This window comes from Candidatus Kinetoplastibacterium galatii TCC219 (genome assembly GCF_000340905.1).
Taxonomy (GTDB): Bacteria; Pseudomonadota; Gammaproteobacteria; order Burkholderiales; family Burkholderiaceae_B; genus Kinetoplastidibacterium; species Kinetoplastidibacterium galati.
Genome location: NC_020284.1, coordinates 499,716 through 516,351, shown reverse-complemented (window position 1 = coordinate 516,351; position 16,636 = coordinate 499,716). Strand labels below are relative to the sequence as shown.

The 16,636-nt window shown below is 31.9% G+C and carries 18 protein-coding genes; 13 read left to right on the top strand and 5 right to left on the bottom strand.

What is annotated here, in order from left to right; all coding sequences use genetic code 11:
* Both ST1E_RS02400 and ST1E_RS02395 read right to left on the bottom strand, forming a co-directional pair.
* Positions 1 to 720: an SAM-dependent methyltransferase gene (locus tag ST1E_RS02400; RefSeq protein ID WP_015389654.1), complete on the bottom strand. Its 720-nt coding sequence runs from the start codon at positions 718 to 720 to the stop codon at positions 1 to 3.
* On the bottom strand, positions 717 to 1,307 hold the full coding sequence (locus tag ST1E_RS02395) for a Maf family nucleotide pyrophosphatase (RefSeq protein ID WP_015389653.1): 591 nt from the start codon (positions 1,305 to 1,307) through the stop codon (positions 717 to 719). The genes ST1E_RS02400 and ST1E_RS02395 overlap by 4 nt, the downstream gene beginning before the upstream one ends.
* A gap of 310 nt (positions 1,308 to 1,617) precedes the next feature.
* Between ST1E_RS02395 and rpmF the strand changes: the two genes are divergently transcribed.
* The 13 genes from rpmF (at position 1,618) to recO (ending at position 13,819) form a co-directional block, all read left to right on the top strand.
* Positions 1,618 to 1,800: a 50S ribosomal protein L32 gene (rpmF, locus tag ST1E_RS02390; RefSeq protein WP_015389652.1), complete on the top strand. Its 183-nt coding sequence runs from the start codon at positions 1,618 to 1,620 to the stop codon at positions 1,798 to 1,800.
* Between the two features lie 44 nt (positions 1,801 to 1,844).
* The gene (gene plsX / locus ST1E_RS02385) at positions 1,845 to 2,870 is read left to right on the top strand and encodes a phosphate acyltransferase PlsX (RefSeq protein WP_015389651.1); all 1,026 of its coding nucleotides are present in this window, start codon (positions 1,845 to 1,847) and stop codon (positions 2,868 to 2,870) included.
* 24 nt (positions 2,871 to 2,894) lie between these two features.
* Positions 2,895 to 3,869, top strand: coding sequence for a beta-ketoacyl-ACP synthase III (locus ST1E_RS02380; RefSeq protein ID WP_041185969.1), 975 nt, complete (start codon positions 2,895 to 2,897; stop codon positions 3,867 to 3,869).
* Between the two features lie 32 nt (positions 3,870 to 3,901).
* The gene (gene fabD / locus ST1E_RS02375; RefSeq protein ID WP_015389649.1) at positions 3,902 to 4,831 is read left to right on the top strand and encodes an ACP S-malonyltransferase; all 930 of its coding nucleotides are present in this window, start codon (positions 3,902 to 3,904) and stop codon (positions 4,829 to 4,831) included.
* Positions 4,832 to 4,849: 18 nt separating this feature from the next.
* Entirely contained in the window at positions 4,850 to 5,584 is a 735-nt protein-coding gene (fabG, locus tag ST1E_RS02370) for a 3-oxoacyl-ACP reductase FabG (protein WP_015389648.1), read from the top strand.
* Positions 5,585 to 5,693: 109 nt separating this feature from the next.
* The gene (gene acpP / locus ST1E_RS02365) at positions 5,694 to 5,927 is read left to right on the top strand and encodes an acyl carrier protein (protein WP_015389647.1); all 234 of its coding nucleotides are present in this window, start codon (positions 5,694 to 5,696) and stop codon (positions 5,925 to 5,927) included.
* A gap of 118 nt (positions 5,928 to 6,045) precedes the next feature.
* Entirely contained in the window at positions 6,046 to 7,275 is a 1,230-nt protein-coding gene (gene fabF / locus ST1E_RS02360; RefSeq protein WP_041185968.1) for a beta-ketoacyl-ACP synthase II, read from the top strand.
* A gap of 156 nt (positions 7,276 to 7,431) precedes the next feature.
* Positions 7,432 to 8,910, top strand: a complete 1,479-nt coding sequence (locus ST1E_RS02355; protein ID WP_015389645.1) for a Do family serine endopeptidase — start codon at positions 7,432 to 7,434, stop codon at positions 8,908 to 8,910.
* Between the two features lie 54 nt (positions 8,911 to 8,964).
* A complete protein-coding gene (gene lepA, locus ST1E_RS02350) occupies positions 8,965 to 10,758 on the top strand; it encodes a translation elongation factor 4 (RefSeq protein ID WP_015389644.1) in 1,794 nt (597 codons plus the stop codon).
* Between the two features lie 14 nt (positions 10,759 to 10,772).
* Positions 10,773 to 11,594, top strand: coding sequence for a signal peptidase I (lepB, locus tag ST1E_RS02345; RefSeq protein WP_015389643.1), 822 nt, complete (start codon positions 10,773 to 10,775; stop codon positions 11,592 to 11,594).
* 5 nt (positions 11,595 to 11,599) lie between these two features.
* Entirely contained in the window at positions 11,600 to 12,322 is a 723-nt protein-coding gene (rnc, locus tag ST1E_RS02340) for a ribonuclease III (protein WP_015389642.1), read from the top strand.
* A 14-nt stretch (positions 12,323 to 12,336) separates the two neighbouring features.
* Positions 12,337 to 13,233, top strand: a complete 897-nt coding sequence (gene era, locus ST1E_RS02335; RefSeq protein ID WP_015389641.1) for a GTPase Era — start codon at positions 12,337 to 12,339, stop codon at positions 13,231 to 13,233.
* Positions 13,226 to 13,819 carry a DNA repair protein RecO gene (recO, locus tag ST1E_RS02330; RefSeq protein ID WP_015389640.1) on the top strand — a complete coding sequence of 198 codons (594 nt, stop codon included), beginning with the start codon at positions 13,226 to 13,228 and terminating at the stop codon, positions 13,817 to 13,819. The genes era and recO overlap by 8 nt, the downstream gene beginning before the upstream one ends.
* Positions 13,820 to 13,824: 5 nt before the next feature.
* On the opposite strand, the gene ST1E_RS02325 is transcribed toward recO, so the two are convergent.
* From ST1E_RS02325 to ST1E_RS02315, 3 genes are all read right to left on the bottom strand, one after another.
* A complete protein-coding gene (locus ST1E_RS02325) occupies positions 13,825 to 14,535 on the bottom strand; it encodes a Bax inhibitor-1 family protein (protein WP_015389639.1) in 711 nt (236 codons plus the stop codon).
* Between the two features lie 165 nt (positions 14,536 to 14,700).
* Positions 14,701 to 15,147 (bottom strand): DNA polymerase III subunit chi, encoded by a 447-nt coding sequence (locus ST1E_RS02320; protein ID WP_015389638.1) that lies wholly within the window; start codon positions 15,145 to 15,147, stop codon positions 14,701 to 14,703.
* Positions 15,137 to 16,633, bottom strand: a complete 1,497-nt coding sequence (locus ST1E_RS02315) for a leucyl aminopeptidase (RefSeq protein WP_015389637.1) — start codon at positions 16,631 to 16,633, stop codon at positions 15,137 to 15,139. The genes ST1E_RS02320 and ST1E_RS02315 overlap by 11 nt, the downstream gene beginning before the upstream one ends.
* Positions 16,634 to 16,636: the final 3 nt, after the last annotated feature.

The window sequence follows — 16,636 nt, the reverse complement described above, 5'->3', positions numbered from 1 at the left end:
TTATTTTATAAATTTTGCAAGAAATAAGAATATCGTTGGTTTTTTGTGCATAAAATCTGATTTCTTGCTTTTCCATTTGAGGATTGATAGTGTTTCTATATATTCACATTCCGATGTTATAGAGGAGGCCACACATAACAGAGTATCTTGATTTAAATTATCTAAAATTGATTTAAATAAGCGCATATTACGATAAGGTGTTTCAATCATAATTTGAGTTTGATTTGTATTTTTAGATTCTTTCTCCCAAGAGATTATTTTTTTTTTAAGATCATATGGTTTTATAGGTGGATAACCCCTGAATGTAAAGTTTTGACCGTTTAATCCACTAGCCATTAGACTTAGAAAAATTGAAGATGGTCCTGTCCATGGTTTTATTTTTATACCAATAGATTGAGCTATCAAAACAACATTTGATCCGGGATCAGCTATTGCAGGACATCCTGATTCTGATATCAACCCAACATCTTTACCTTCCTTAGCACAAGATAACCATTCTGTGATTTGGTATTTAGTAGTATTGTTTGAAAGTTGATATATTGTTATATTGCCTAATTGATGCTCTGATCCTATATCTTTTAAAAAAGATCTCGCTGCTTTAGCATTTTCTGCTATATATACTTCAATTTTTCTGGCTTGTTTTAGAGCTTCTTCTGGCATCCAAAAACCCATATTAGAATCACCTATTCTGACTGGTATAAGGTGTAACGTAGCTATCATTTTGTAGGTATAATGTTAAGTTTTATAAGGAAATCTGTAAGTTTAATTAGTGGCAAGCCTAATATTGCAGTCGGATCATCACTTTTTATATATTCTACCAAGGTTATACCAAGTTTCTCCATTTTAACACTACCTGCAGTATCATATGGTTTTTCCTTTTGCAGGTAATAGTCAATTGATGTATCACTGAGTATTCTGAATTTGCATTCAGTCGTAACTATTGACGATAAAGTATCTTTGCCATTTGTTATCGATATTGCGCTAATAAACAACACCTTTTTACCAGATATTAACTGTAGTTGTTTTTTTGCATTTTCAAAGCTACCGGATTTACCTATTTGCCTACCATCACATGAGCATATTTGATCAGCTCCTATTATAGTGTATCCCGGATTAGATACTGATACATGTTTTGCCTTTCTTATAGCTAGTCTTAATGCTGTTTCCTCGGCGCTCTCTTTTTGTAAAGGATTTTCATCTATATCAGGAGATATACTGATAAACGGAATATGTAATCTTGATAACAGTTCTCTGCGATATGCAGAACTAGAAGCCAAAATTAATTTTATTGATGTTTTGTTATTCATAATGATCCTGCTGTTTAATGATGTGTTAGAATCACGAATGATAACTCTAAGAATAACCTATAAATTCATGTTCTGTTATGCTTTTAGTTTTTTAGTAAATTGTTCTTTTTGTATATTCATATTAATAACAAACATCATTTAATGTATAGAAAGTTGATTAATCTATAGTCTCAAAATTATACTTATTAATCACGATATTTTCTTATTGGTGTTTTTTAAAATTTTATTTAATTGGTGGTATTTATTTAATTTTCGTTAATTATTATAATACTTTCGTATTTATTGGGTTAGATATTTTTAGGGAGTTATAATGGCAGTTCAGCAAAATAAAAAATCTTCTTCCAGAAGAGGTAAGCATCGTTCTCATGATTTCTTGTCATTGCCTTCCACGGCAATAGAGTCTAAAACAGGAGAAATTCATCTTCGTCATCATGTAAGTCCTACTGGATTTTATAAAGGGAAAAAGGTTATAGATTTAAAAAATGATGATTAAGACTATGGTGTTTTGTAATTATACTGTTAATTGAATCACAGCCAATGCGTATTGCTATTGATTGTATGGGTGGAGATGTTGGTTTATCTGTTACAGTGCCGGCATCTATTAAATTTGCTAATGATTATAGCGATGTCGATATAATATTAGTTGGTATTGAGCCTTTAATTAAATCAGCCATTAATCTTATTAATGGAGTACCTCTTAGTAGAATACATATAGTCAATACAGATGAAGTTGTGGCTATGGATGACTCTGTGGATATAGCACTTAGAAGAAAGAAAAAGTCATCTATGCATATTGCTGTTCAGCAGGTTAAAGATGGTAATGCTGATGCTTGTATTTCTGCTGGGAATACTGGTGCTTGGATGGCAATATCAAGATATACCCTAAAAACCTTAGATGGTATTGATCGCCCAGCTATTGCAGCTTCTCTTCCCACCAATGACGGTAGGTCTACAACTATGCTGGATCTTGGAGCAAATGTAGATTGTTCTGCTAAGAACTTATTACAGTTCTCTATAATGGGAACTGCTTTGTTACAGGCGGTTGAATATATTCAAAATCCTAGCATTGGGCTTCTGAATGTTGGGTCTGAGGTTATAAAGGGTAATGAGATTGTTAAAGAAGCAAGTAATCTTTTGTTATCTAGCCCGCTAAATTTTTATGGTAATGTTGAGGGACATGACATATTTAATGGCACTGTTAATATTGTAGTCTGTGATGGTTTTGTAGGAAATATTGTATTAAAGTCAGCAGAAGGTATTGCTAAGATGTTTTCCGGGGCTGTTAGAGAAGAATTTAGACGAAATTATTTTTCAATGATTACTGGTTTTATTTCCAGTCCGGTGTTAAAAAGATTAAAAAATAGATTAGATAATAGGAGATATAATGGAGCATCTCTATTGGGTCTAAGAGGCATTGTTTTTAAAAGTCATGGTTCAGCTGATATAAAATCTTTCTATTTTGCTTTGCAACGTTCTCGCGAGGCTATTATAAATAATCTTCTAGAAAGAACAATAGATAAGCTATATCAAATTAATCAACTACTTAGGTCAGCTAAAAACTGATCTATGCAAACTCTAGGAAGTTTTATGATATATACCAGAATTGTTGGTTCTGGTTCTTTTTTACCAACGACAGTTGTTTCTAATAATAGTCTAGCTAAGGACTTATTATCTAGAGGTATTCATACTTCCGATGATTGGATTGTACAACGTACCGGTATTAAACAACGTTATTTAGCCAAAGATGATATTAATACAAGTTATATGGCTGTTGAATCTGCTAAGATGGCATTAACTGATTCTGGGATTAATGCTTCTGATATTGATTTAATAATAGTGGCAACTTCTACTCCTGATTGTATATTTCCGAGCACTGCATGTATTGTTCAGTCTAAGCTGAATGCTAATCGTGCTGCTGCTTTTGACTTGCAGGCAGCTTGTAGTGGATTTGTATATGCTTTATCAACAGCTGAAAGTTTCATTTGTTCTAAAAAAGCCAAAAATGTTCTTATAATTGGATCTGAAAAATTTTCTCGTATCCTAGATTGGAATGATCGCAGCACATGTGTTCTTTTTGGTGATGGAGCTGGTGCTTTTGTGCTTACAGCTTCTTATGATTGTGGTATATTGTCGTCCTGCATATCTTCAGATGGCTCGATATCAGATATCTTGAGTGTTTCTGGACACTTTGAAAAAGGTGAAATAAAAGGTAGTCCTTTTGTAAAAATGGATGGACAATCAGTTTTTAAGAATGCTGTAAAGGTATTAGAAGAATCAGCTAGAGCAGTGTGTAATAAGGCATGTGTTGATATAAGTAATGTGAATTGGTTTATTCCACATCAAGCTAATATAAGAATTATAAAGATGTTAGGACGCAGATTAAATGTAAGTGATGATAAGTTTATTATAACTGTAGACAAGCATGCTAATACATCAGCTGCTAGTATACCTCTTGCTTTTAATGTTGCAAGGTTAGATGGTAGAATTAAAAATGGTGATCTTGTTCTAATTCAGGGTGTTGGTGGTGGATTTACCTGGGGATCGTCCTTAGTTCGCATATAGGACAATTTTAAAAAATAATTTATGAAATTGATATGAAAGTTGCTTTTGTTTTTCCTGGACAAGGTTCCCAATCTTTAGGAATGTTGGATTCTTGGGATAATGATACAGTAAATAGTGTTATTTTGGAGGCGTCTAGTATATTAGATCAAGATTTAGGCAGCTTGATATCAAAAGGTCCTTTAGAAAACCTAAATCTTACTGTTAATACACAACCAGTAATGTTGGCTGTATGCTTATCATTTTTTTTTGTATGGCGTGAACTTGGTGGTAGAAATCCTGATGTCATGGCAGGGCATAGTTTAGGAGAATATACAGCACTAGCTGCTTCTGGATCTATTTCTTTTAGCGATAGTCTGCGGTTAGTTCGTCATAGAGCAGAATTAATGCAATCTATTATTCCAGTTGGTGATGGAGCCATGGCTGCAATTATTGGCATAAATCAGGATGATATGATACTAATCTGTGATAGATATAGCAATGATGGTAACATTGTTGATATAGCTAATTACAATTCTCCAACACAAATTGTGATCGCAGGACATAAGGAATCTGTTATTAGCGCATGTAAAGAGGCAAAAACTTTTGGCGCAAAACGTACTATTATTCTCCCAGTTTCAGCGCCATTTCATTCCACAATATTAAAACCGATATCTAAGGATTTATTTAATTTTCTTTCCTGTATTGATATAAAAACACCGAAAATAGATGTTGTGAATAATGTAGATGTTAAAGTAGAAAAAGATCCTGTTTTTATTCGTGATGCGTTAGTACGTCAATCTTGGAATCCTGTACGTTGGGTAGAAACTGTGAAATATATGAAGAGTGCTGGTATAACTCATATTGTAGAGCTTGGACCTGGTAGTGTTTTATCTAACTTAATTAGGCGTATAGATTCAGAGTTAGTAACAATTCCTATTAAAGATTATAATTCATTAAAGGAAGCACTTGTGCTTATTAATTAATTCTTTGAGATTTGCTTTATGGAACTGAAAGGGAAGAATGCTTTTGTAACTGGAGCGACAAGAGGTATAGGTAGAGCAGTTGCAAAAGAATTAGCTTGTAGAGGTGCAAGTGTTGTAGGAACAGCTACTACTGAATCTGGATTAGAAATAATTAATGATGATTTAGGAAACTTTGGAGTTAAAGGTATAGTTTTCGATGTTAATAATATTGATAATTGTAAAATATCTTTAGATTGTCTCGTAAGTGATGGTTTTAATATTGATATTTTGGTAAATAATGCTGGTATCACAAGAGATATTCTCCTTATAAAAATGAAAAATGAAGATTGGAATAATGTGATTGATACTAATCTTAATTCTGTTTTTCATATTACTAAGTTTGTTTTACATAATATGATAAAAAAAAGATGGGGTCGTATAATAAATATTACTTCGGTTATTGGTTCTATGGGTAATATTGGTCAAACTAACTATTCGGCCTCAAAAGCTGCCATTTCTGGTTTTTCAAAATCTTTAGCTAAAGAGATAGGTCGTCGTGGGATAACTGTAAATTGTGTAGCCCCCGGTTTTATAGACACAAGTATGACAAGAGCTATAAGCAAAGAAAGAATTGATGCATTAGTAAAACAAATTCCATCAGGTCGACTTGGTTCTGAAGATGATGTTGCGTATGCTGTATCATTTTTAGCCAGCTCCAGAGCTAGTTATATAAATGGGACTACATTACATGTTAATGGAGGTATGTACATGTAGAATATTGTTCACATATTGATATATTCTTATAGAATTAATTGTAGTAAACCATTTGTAGTTTTATTAAGTGATATTTTTGTAATTTTGTTATTGTAATTTGGGGATATGCATGGATAGCATTGAGCAGCGTGTTAGAAAGATTGTATCTGAGCAATTAGGTGTTGGTGAGACTGATATAAGTAATGATTCATCTTTTATAGATGATCTTGGAGCTGACTCTCTTGATATGGTTGAATTGGTTATGGCGTTGGAAGACGAATTTGAGACTGAAATACCTGATGAGGATGCAGAAAAAATTACAACAGTTCAACAGGCTATAGATTATATCTCAGCCAACAAGTGATATTTTGGCATTTTTTGCTCTAGATAACTTGTAAATTATAATGCCAAATTAATTTATGTTTAGCCTTAATTTATAAGTTTATCTTAAGCAACCGTTTTTTCTAGTTAAGGAGCGTCAGTTGAAACGGCGAGTGGTTATTACTGGTCTTGGTATAGTTTCACCTGTTGGTAATAGTTTAAATACTGCATGGGATAGTATTGTTAACGGTGTTTCTGGTGTTGGATTAATTACTAAATTTGATCCGTCTGATCTTTCTGTTCATATAGCTGGAGAAGTTACTGATTTTGATATTACAAGTTATATTCCAGCTAGAGATGCTCGTCATATGGATACTTTTATTCATTATGGTATTGCAGCTAGTATACAAGCCTGGAAAGATTGTGGTTTAGAATTAAATGAAAATAATGCTAATAGAGTTGGTGTTATAGTAGGATCTGGTATAGGAGGTTTGCAGAAAATAGAGGAAACACAGACTGAAGTTCTAGAAAAAGGTTTGCGTAGAATATCTCCATTTTTTGTTCCTGCTTCTCTTATTAATCTAATATCTGGACATGTTTCGATACTTTATGGTTTTAAAGGTCCTAGTTATGCTGTCGTATCTGCTTGCACTACTGGATTACATTGTATAGGGGATGCATCTCGTTTAATAGAATACGGTGATGCTGATGTAATGTTAGCAGGAGGGGCTGAATCAACAGTTTCTCCACTTGGTGTGGGTGGTTTTGCATCTATGCGTGCTTTATCTATACGCAACGATGATCCTAAAACAGCTTCTAGACCTTGGGATAGAGACAGGGATGGATTTGTATTAGGTGAAGGAGCAGGCGTTGTTGTATTAGAAGAGTATGAGCATGCAAAACGTCGTGGTGCTAGAATTTATGGAGAGTTAGTTGGGTATGGCATGAGTTCTGATGCTTTTCATATTACATCTCCTAATAAAGAAGGAGCCTGTGCTGGTATGTTAATAGCATTAAAGAATGGCAATATTAATTATGATCAAGTAGATTATGTTAATGCTCATGGAACTTCTACTATTATAGGGGATAGGAATGAAACTAGTGCTCTAAAAATGGTTTTTAAAGATCACGCATATGATTTGGTGGTTAATTCAACCAAATCCATGACTGGTCATTTATTAGGAGCAGCTGGTGGCATCGAGGCGGTATTTACAGCTATGGCTGTTTATAAACAAGTATCTCCTCCAACTATTAATGTGTTTAACCAGGATAATGATTGTGATTTGGACTATTGTACAAAAAATGCTAGGGATATGAATATTAATATAGCTATTTCTAATTCATTTGGTTTTGGTGGCACCAATGGGACTATTATTATTCGAAAGATGTAGTTTACATAGATTTGATGGTATGTAATTTTCAGATTAGTTATTTGGTTTTTAAAAGTAGTTTCACTGGAATGATACTTGTAATTTTAGGTAATACACTTTTTCTTAATTAGTTATATTATTTTCTTACTTGTTATATTTTAAAATGAGGATTTATAAATGTTGGAAATTAAAGTATCTAAGTTTTCTAGCTCTAGGATATTTTTGTCAACGTTAATTATAATAAAATTGTGCATAGCTCAGTGCTATATTTCTTCCTATGCGCAAACTATAGTTGGTTTAACAAATAATCATTCTTTAAATTTACCAGATTTTACAAGTATTGTTGAAAAAGTAGAGTCCTCTGTTGTTAATATACGCACTATGACAAATATAACAAATAGAGATAGTAGTGGTTTTAATAATGATCCTTATGATTTTTTCAGATGGTTTTTTGGTCCACAATTACAACAACCTATTCCTATTTATCCTCCGCAGACTAATGAAGAGAAAACAATTCCGAGAGGAATGGGGTCTGGTTTTTTTATTTCTGATGATGGCTATATATTAACTAATAATCATGTTGTTATAGACTCAACAGAAATAATTGTTACTCTTGATGATGGTAAAGAGTTTACAGCGAAAGTTATTGGGGCAGATGATCGTACAGATATTGCTTTACTAAAAATAGATAGTAAGAATACTAAACCTGTGTCAATAGGAAGAGTTGACTTAGTTAAAAAAGGACAATGGGTTTTAGCAATAGGTTCTCCATTTGGATTGGATTCTACAGTTACTGCTGGTATTGTGAGTGCTATAGGTAGAGATACTGGTGAGTATTTATCATTTATACAGGCTGATGTAGCAGTTAACCCTGGAAATTCTGGAGGTCCTTTACTGAATTTAAATGGTGAAGTGATTGGAGTAAATTCTCAAATAATATCACGTAGTGGCGGATTCATGGGTATTTCTCTGTCTATACCAATAGATGAAGCTATGAGAGTTGCAGACCAATTACGATTGTCAGGTAAGGTTATACGCGGAAGAATTGGAGTACATATAGGAGAGATAAGTAAAGAAGTTGCTGATGCTCTTGGATTAATAAAACCTTACGGCGCCTTGGTTAGTTATGTTGAGCACGGTAGTCCAGCAGATATTGCGGGTGTTGTTGCTGGTGATGTTATCTTAAGTTTCAATAATGAGAATATAAAAAAATACACAGATTTACCTCGTATAGTTGGACAAGCAAAACCAGGAAGCAAATCTACCTTAATTGTCTTTCGTCATGGAAAAAAAATAATGCTAGACATTAAAATAGGAGAATTTCAGTTTGATAAAGCTTGTATTGTTGAAAATAATCATGAATTAGACAAAGATTCTGTTGTTTTTGATAATATTGGTCTGAAAGTCTCAAATTTACCTAACGATATTTGCTCAAGTTTACGCATAAATGGCGGATTATTAGTAAAAGGATCATTTGGAATATCAGCTTCTTGTGGCTTGAAACAAGGAGATATTATACTTGCCATTAATGAGTATTGTATAAATGGAGTTAAGGATTTTGAGAAACATCTTAAGGCCCTTAGTAAAAGCAAATCCATAGCTTTACTTGTAAGACGTGGTGAACAAACTCAATGGGTACCTATAAAATTTAAATAGAATTATATATTTTTAAAATTACATCTAATTTATAATATGAAAAGTATTTGATTTATGAAACACATTCGTAATTTTTCCATTATTGCACATATTGATCATGGCAAATCAACCTTAGCCGATCGTTTAATACAGAAATGTGGTGGCTTGGTAGAGAGAGAAATGTCTAATCAGATATTAGACTCTATGGATATAGAAAGAGAGCGTGGGATAACAATTAAGGCACAAACTGTCTGTCTGAATTATATTGCAAAAGATGGTATTACGTATAAATTGAATATGATAGATACACCAGGTCATGTAGATTTCTCATATGAGGTTAGTCGTTCTCTTTCTGCATGCGAAGGTGCTTTATTGGTTGTTGATGCATCTCAAGGTGTAGAGGCCCAGACTGTTGCTAATTGTTATATGGCTATCGATTTGGGTGTTGAGGTTTTTCCAGTGCTCAATAAAATTGATTTACCTCAATCTGATCCTGATAGTGTTAAAAAAGAGATTGAGGATTTCATAGGTATAGATTCTAAAGATGCTATTTCTATAAGCGCAAAAACGGGATTAGGAATAGATGATATTTTAGAGCTAATAGTTACAAAAATACCTGCTCCTAAAGGCTCTTTTAACGAACCTTTACAGGCATTGATTATAGATTCTTGGTTTGATAGTTATATAGGAGTAGTTGCTTTAGTTAGAATTAAAAATGGAGTTCTAAAACCAAAAGATAAGATTCTATTTATGTCTACTAATTGTACTTATATATGTGAACAAACAGGAGTATTTACACCTAAGACAGAATTAAGGAATTCTTTATCATCTGGTGATGTTGGTTTTGTCGTTGCTGGTATTAGAGATCTTCAACATGCTAGGGTCGGTGATACTATTACTACATATATTAATCCATCAACAGAGCCTTTGCCTGGATTCAAAGAGGTTCAATCTCAAGTTTTTGCTGGAATTTATCCAGTTGAAAATTCTGAGTATGAGCAACTACATATATCTTTAGATAAATTAAAGCTAAATGATGCTTCATTAATATTTGAGCCTGAAGCTTCTGAAGCATTAGGTTTTGGTTTTCGCTGTGGTTTCCTTGGTTTATTGCATATGGAAATTGTTCAGGAAAGACTAGAACGTGAATTTAATATGAATATAATTACCACTGCTCCATCTGTGGTATATCAGGTTGTGAGAAAAAATGGCACTGTGGAAATGATTAGTAGTCCTTCTCATATGCCAATACCTGGATCTCTGGAAGAGATTCGTGAGCCAATAGTCAGTGTTAAACTATTCATGCCTAAAGACTATGTTGGTGTGGTTATGACTTTATGCAATAGTAAGCGTGGAATTCAGGTAGATATGGTTTATTATGGTCGTCAGGTAAATATAACCTATGAGATACCATTAGCTGAAATTGTTTTAGATTTCTTTGATCGTTTAAAGTCTATATCTCATGGTTATGCTTCTATGGATTATGAATTTTTAGAGTATCGTACCGCTAATGTAGTAAAAGTTGATGTTATTATAAATGGTAATAAAATTGATGCCCTATCTATGATAGTTCATCGTGAAAATTCTCGTTTGCGCGCTCGTAATATGGTAATACGCATGAGATCTGTCATACCTAGACAAATGTATGATGTTGTTATTCAGGCCGCCATAGGTTCAGATATCATAGCACGCGAAAATGTTAAAGCACTACGTAAGAATGTATTAGCTAAATGTTATGGTGGGGACATAAGTAGAAAGAAAAAAATTATTAGAAAAACAAAAAGCAGGAAAAAAAGAATGAAAAATGTCGGTAATATTGAAATACCACAAGATGCTTTTCTAGCTGTTCTAAAAGTTGATGACAAGTAAAATTTATTAATCTTATGAGTCAATACTTCAATTTCTTCTTGTTTATTATATTAGTGTTAACAGGTATATTACGACTAATCGATATCTTATATTTGCAAGCAAGAAAAAATATTATAAAAAGGTCGGATAGTTTTTTTATAAAAAAATTCTTTCTTTTAACAAGCTACTCTATAAGTATTTTTCCTGTTCTATTAATAGTTTTCTTATTCAGATCTTTCATATGTGAGCCCTTTCGTATTCCTTCTGAATCTATGCTACCTACTTTGCAACCTGGTGATTTTATCATAGTAAATAAGCATAGCTATAACATAAAGTTACCATTTATAAATTATGATATTCTATCAATATCGAAACCTAAACGAGGAGATGTGATTGTATTTCATTATCCTTACTCCAAAAAAGTTGACTATATAAAACGCATAATAGGTCTACCTGGTGACAAGATAGCATATCATAACAAGATATTATCAATTAATGGTATTGAAATAAATAATAATAAAGACGGTTTTTATTATGATCATGACTCAATGCATTTTATTAACAAGTATAGTGAGTCACTAGATAATAATATTGTTTATAAAATTTTATCAAACGAAGGATATAATAGCCCCATCATTCCATGTTTTGATTTTCCTTTTATTGAAAATTTTAAATATCAAGATGGTAACTTTATTTGTGTAGTTCCTGATGATAATTATTTTGTTATGGGTGATAATAGAGATAATAGCTACGATAGTAGGTATTGGGGGTTTGTTCCGTATCATAATATCGTTGGTAAAGCATTTTTTATATGGATGAATTTTAATGATATTGGTCGTATAGGTTATTTAAATTAATTATTATGTCTTTTCTTGAATTGGAACGTAGTTTAGGATATAAATTTAGAAACAGTAATTTATTGGAACTTGCGCTTACTCACCGTAGTAATGGTTCTCCTCATAATGAAAGGTTAGAATTCCTTGGCGATTCGGTACTTAATTTTGCAATTACCATTTTTTTATTTGAGAAATATTCAGATGTTGATGAGGGAGGGTTGTCTCGTTTAAGGGCAAGTCTAGTTCAGCAGAACTCTTTAGCTACAATAGCTAGTGAGTTGAATTTATCAAGATACTTGAAATTAGGAGAAGGAGAGTTAAAAAGTGGAGGTTGCAATAGACCATCAATATTAGCTGATTGTCTTGAAGCTATATTTGGTGCCATCTTTAAAGATTCTAGTTTTAATGAGGTTAAAATTGTTATCGAGAAACAATTTGTTAAACTATTAAATAATCTAGATCTAAAAACTATGTGTAAAGATGCAAAAAGTTTACTGCAAGAGTTATTACAATCTAGAAAGATATCCTTACCTCGTTATTTAATAGTTAATATAAATGGGGCAGCACATAACCAACGATTTGAAATTGAATGTGTTATATCTGAACTAAATATAAAAACTAAATCTGTAGGTGATACACGTCGAGCTGCTGAACAATCAGCTGCTAAGATGGCTATAGATATAATAACATCGTCGAATTCAAATTATTTAGATTTTAATTTGTATAATTATAAAAGTATAAAGGCATAGTTTTTTAATTCATAATGAAAAATTCCATAGAAAAATATAAGTCTGGATTTGTTGCTATTATTGGTTGCCCAAATGTAGGTAAATCTACTCTAAATAATGCATTGATAGGAGAAAAGATTTCTATAGTTTCCAAAAAGGCTCAAACTACACGTCATAAAATTAATGGGGTTCTAACTAGAGATAATGAACAATTTGTTTTTGTAGATACTCCTGGTTTTCAAATAAAACATGTCAGCACTATGAATCGCATGATGAACAGATTGGTTAGTAAAGCTTTAGCTGATGTTGATGTTGTAGTACATGTTGTTGAAGCATGCAAGTGGACAAGTGAAGATGATAATTTGTTAGAGATAATCCCTAAAATTAAAGATGTATTGCTTGTCATTAATAAAATTGATTTGTTGAAAGATAAGAATTTACTACTGCCATTTATTGATCGTATAACTAAGTACTATCCTTACAAGTCTGTCATACCTATTAGCGCTTCTAAAAAATATCAACTTGAATCCTTATTAGATAATGTTGCTAAACTTTTACCGTTAAATGAAAAGATTTTCGATGATGATGTTCTCACTGATAGACCTACTAAATTCTTTGTTTCTGAAATAATAAGGGAGAAAGTTTTTAGGCTTGTTGGTGATGAGGTGCCTTATAAGTGTGCTGTTATCATAGAAAAATGGGATGAGAATTCAGATTTTGTACATATATATGCTTGTATAATTGTTGAACGTAGTACACATAGAGCAATATTATTAGGTTCACATGGTTTGCATATGAAACGTATTGCAACAGAATCTCGTCAAGATATAGTAAAATTACTAGATAAAAAGGTCTATTTGGAAATATACATAAAAATTTGTAACAATTGGTCTAATAAAAAAGAGTATCTGGAAAATATGGGATATGAGTAGATCTAAATCTAGTTACATAGAGGATGAATGTTACATTCTGCACAGTATTCCATGGAGAGAGACTTCATTAATTATAAAAATATTCTCTCGTAACTATGGTTGTGTTTCTATTGTTGCAAAGGGTGCTAAACGCCAATATTCTCAACTAAGACCAGTTTTATTATCTTTTCAGAATTTATTATTAGCATGGAGTAATAATAATTCTGATGTTAAAACACTAGCAAGAGCCGATTTAGGAAATATTTTACTATTGCCTAGTGATTCTTTAATGTCTGCCTGGTATATGAATGAATTAATTTTATATTCTTTAGCTGGGGAAGATGCTCATCCTGTATTATTTGATGAATATAACAAATCCTTGAAATGTTTGTGTAACAGGTCTAATAATAAAGCTAGTGTTTTAAGAAAATTTGAATGGATTTTGTTAAAAGAAACAGGTTATGGAATTGACAAAAACGAACCTGATTTTAATGATCAGAACTTAGAGCCTATTTTACGTTTACACTTACGAAAAAGAATGGAGACTATGTTAGGGGGCAGGGAGCTACTAACAAAGAAAATTCTACTTAATCTCCATTTAAATTGATTGAATTATTCTCTGTTGTTATTCATAAATCCTATAATTATCAACAGGTTGCTAAAAACATTATATATATCTAAATATATTGCCAAGGTTGCGGATATGTAATTGGTTTCTCCATTATTAACAACTCTTTGAATATCAATTAGAATAAAAGATGAGAATATTACAACTGAAATCATAGAAATAGTTAAAGTAAGTGCACTAATTTGCATAAACATATTGGCTATTGCTGCTAATAATATTACTACTGTCCCTATAGAAACCCATTTAGTAAAATTAGATAAATCACTCTTTGTAGTATTTGCTAAAAAATTCATGATGCTAAATATTATAGCTGTTCCTCCAAAAGAAATAGCTATTATTTTAGAACCGTTGTGCATTCCTATTATTATCCCCAATAAACGAGAAAGCATTATACCCATAAAAAAAGTAAACGCTAACAAAAAAAACACACCAAAAACATTGTTTTTATTTTTTTCTATGCAAGACATTAAGGTAAAAGCGCCAACAAAAAATACTATTGTTGATACACCTGGATTTGACAACATGCCATAATTTATTCCAGATACCATACCTATGATAGCTCCTAATACAGTTGGTATCAAAGATACAGCTAGCAACCAGTATGTATTACGCAAGACATTATTGCGTATAATTTCACCATTCTGGTCTATAACAACACTATTCGCTCTAAATTGAGATGATCGGTAATTGTTCATTTTTAACCTCTAGTTATTATTAGTTAACATATTTTACATTGAGGATTATATTGTTTAAAACATAAAAGCAAACCAAATTAATACTTCAAATTAATACTTTAAGTAAATATTAGAAGGCTATAGTAATCATCAAACACAAACGCCATTACTGGTTTCATTATTCAACTACTTCTCTTTAGGAGAGTCAAAATCATTAAAATGACAACCAGTCAACAAATGACCATCATTTTTATAGATACGCCATCTAGACCGAGCTTCATAGCGCTCTTGCTCACTCTCGGAAACTATTTCCACAACACCCTCGAAATCATTGTAACATAAAGGAATAATGTTTGACATATTAATTAATAACATTTCTTTACTTTTCATGTTGTTTGTTTTTTTACTAGTGACAATTATAAATTCTTCTTCACAATTATTATCTATCTTATAAAAAGAATGAGGTATAAAAGATACATCTTTGAAAGTCCATAGCATGCTATCTAATTTACACAATGCTTCATGTTCATTAGAATACACTAATAGATTTCTACTTGAAAGATAGTATTTGTTGATTACATGACAGATTGCATTCATTCTATTGGATACTCCAAAAATAAAATTAATTTGCATTATTAGTATCTATAAGGAATTTTGTTATTAATGAAACAGGTCTTCCTGTAGCCCCTTCGTTATTTTTTTTCCATGCTGTTCCAGCTATATCAAGATGTGCCCATTTGTAGTGTTCTGCAAATTCTGATAAAAAGCAACCAGCTGTTATTGCTCCAGCAGATGGTCCACCTGTATTTGATAAGTCTGCAAAGTTTGATTTTAATAAATCTAAATAAGACTTATCTAATGGCATTCTCCAAACTGGATCTCTAGAAGATTCTCCAGCATTTATAATTTTTGCCGCTAACTCATCATTATTTGAAAATAATCCGGTATAGATACTTCCAAGAGCAACAACACATGCTCCAGTTAGCGTTGCTATGTCTATTACAATATCAGGGTTAAATCGTTTAGCATAAGTTAATGCATCACATAATATTAATCTTCCTTCTGCATCGGTGTTTATAATCTCTATTGTTTTTCCAGACATGCTTGTTACTACATCACCTGGTTTGTTAGAATTTCCACTAGGCATATTTTCACAAGTTGGGATCAGCCCTATCACATTGTGATCTATATTTAATTTTGCAATAGCCCTTAATACGCCGAGCACGCTTGAGGCTCCACACATATCGTATTTCATTTCATGCATGGAATTAGATGGTTTCAATGATATTCCACCAGAATCAAATGTAATTCCTTTCCCTATTAGTACTATAGGAGCAGGTTTGCTATTTTTTTTACCACTATTGTATTGGATCTCTATAAATTTTAATGGTTCTTTCGATCCTTTAGCTACAGATGTAAATGCTCCCATTCCTAGCTCACATACCTGATCATGATCCATTATGTTTACGGTAATAGATTCAAATTCGTCAGCTAATTTTTTAGCTGTTTCTGCTAGAAAAGATGGTGTACATATATTGCTAGGCAAATCAGAAAGTTTCCTGGAAAGCAAGATTCCATCTGCTATACATTGCCCTTCATAGGCTCCGTTTTTTATTTCTTTTTGATCATGTTTATTCGTTATAATATTGAAATTAGTTATTTTTTCAATTTTTTTATTACAAAGATTTATTTCATCCATGTATCTATACGTTGTGTTTTTAATCGATATAACAGAATTCCTTGCGGCTATTGCTTTATCACTTACAGATAGACGAGTTATTAATGCAGAGCAGTATTCTTTAATATTATTAGAAATACATGTTTTTGCTAATGATTCTTCTGCTATCGTATAATTATCGATATCAAACTTTGATTTTTCTCCTAACCCTACTAGAATTATTCGTTTTACCAGCTTATTATTTAAATTATATAGAACTATATTCTTCCCTATATCTGCTTGAAAATCATTTTTTATAATTTCTATTACAATATTATTGTCTATATTTCTAATTATTTCTGGCATGCTTGTTAAATCTTCATCAGAGAATACACCAATACCTAAAGCTTCCGTTTTTATTTCATGTATTTTATTGATATTGTTTGATATGATAATTTCCATGTA

Excerpts from the sequence above, each read along its gene's own strand:
- fabG (WP_015389648.1), top strand. The coding sequence starts at position 4,850 with ATGGAACTGAAAGGGAAGAATGCTTTTGTAACTGGAGCGACAAGAGGT.
- ST1E_RS02395 (WP_015389653.1), bottom strand. The coding sequence starts at position 1,307 with ATGAATAACAAAACATCAATAAAATTAATTTTGGCTTCTAGTTCTGCA.
- rpmF (WP_015389652.1), top strand. The coding sequence starts at position 1,618 with ATGGCAGTTCAGCAAAATAAAAAATCTTCTTCCAGAAGAGGTAAGCAT.
- acpP (WP_015389647.1), top strand. The coding sequence starts at position 5,694 with ATGGATAGCATTGAGCAGCGTGTTAGAAAGATTGTATCTGAGCAATTA.
- era (WP_015389641.1), top strand. The coding sequence starts at position 12,337 with ATGAAAAATTCCATAGAAAAATATAAGTCTGGATTTGTTGCTATTATT.
- ST1E_RS02380 (WP_041185969.1), top strand. The coding sequence starts at position 2,895 with ATGATATATACCAGAATTGTTGGTTCTGGTTCTTTTTTACCAACGACA.
- ST1E_RS02355 (WP_015389645.1), top strand. The coding sequence starts at position 7,432 with ATGTTGGAAATTAAAGTATCTAAGTTTTCTAGCTCTAGGATATTTTTG.
- ST1E_RS02315 (WP_015389637.1), bottom strand. The coding sequence starts at position 16,633 with ATGGAAATTATCATATCAAACAATATCAATAAAATACATGAAATAAAA.
- plsX (WP_015389651.1), top strand. The coding sequence starts at position 1,845 with ATGCGTATTGCTATTGATTGTATGGGTGGAGATGTTGGTTTATCTGTT.
- ST1E_RS02325 (WP_015389639.1), bottom strand. The coding sequence starts at position 14,535 with ATGAACAATTACCGATCATCTCAATTTAGAGCGAATAGTGTTGTTATA.
- ST1E_RS02400 (WP_015389654.1), bottom strand. The coding sequence starts at position 720 with ATGATAGCTACGTTACACCTTATACCAGTCAGAATAGGTGATTCTAAT.
- lepB (WP_015389643.1), top strand. The coding sequence starts at position 10,773 with ATGAGTCAATACTTCAATTTCTTCTTGTTTATTATATTAGTGTTAACA.
- rnc (WP_015389642.1), top strand. The coding sequence starts at position 11,600 with ATGTCTTTTCTTGAATTGGAACGTAGTTTAGGATATAAATTTAGAAAC.
- fabD (WP_015389649.1), top strand. The coding sequence starts at position 3,902 with ATGAAAGTTGCTTTTGTTTTTCCTGGACAAGGTTCCCAATCTTTAGGA.
- ST1E_RS02320 (WP_015389638.1), bottom strand. The coding sequence starts at position 15,147 with ATGCAAATTAATTTTATTTTTGGAGTATCCAATAGAATGAATGCAATC.
- recO (WP_015389640.1), top strand. The coding sequence starts at position 13,226 with ATGAGTAGATCTAAATCTAGTTACATAGAGGATGAATGTTACATTCTG.
- lepA (WP_015389644.1), top strand. The coding sequence starts at position 8,965 with ATGAAACACATTCGTAATTTTTCCATTATTGCACATATTGATCATGGC.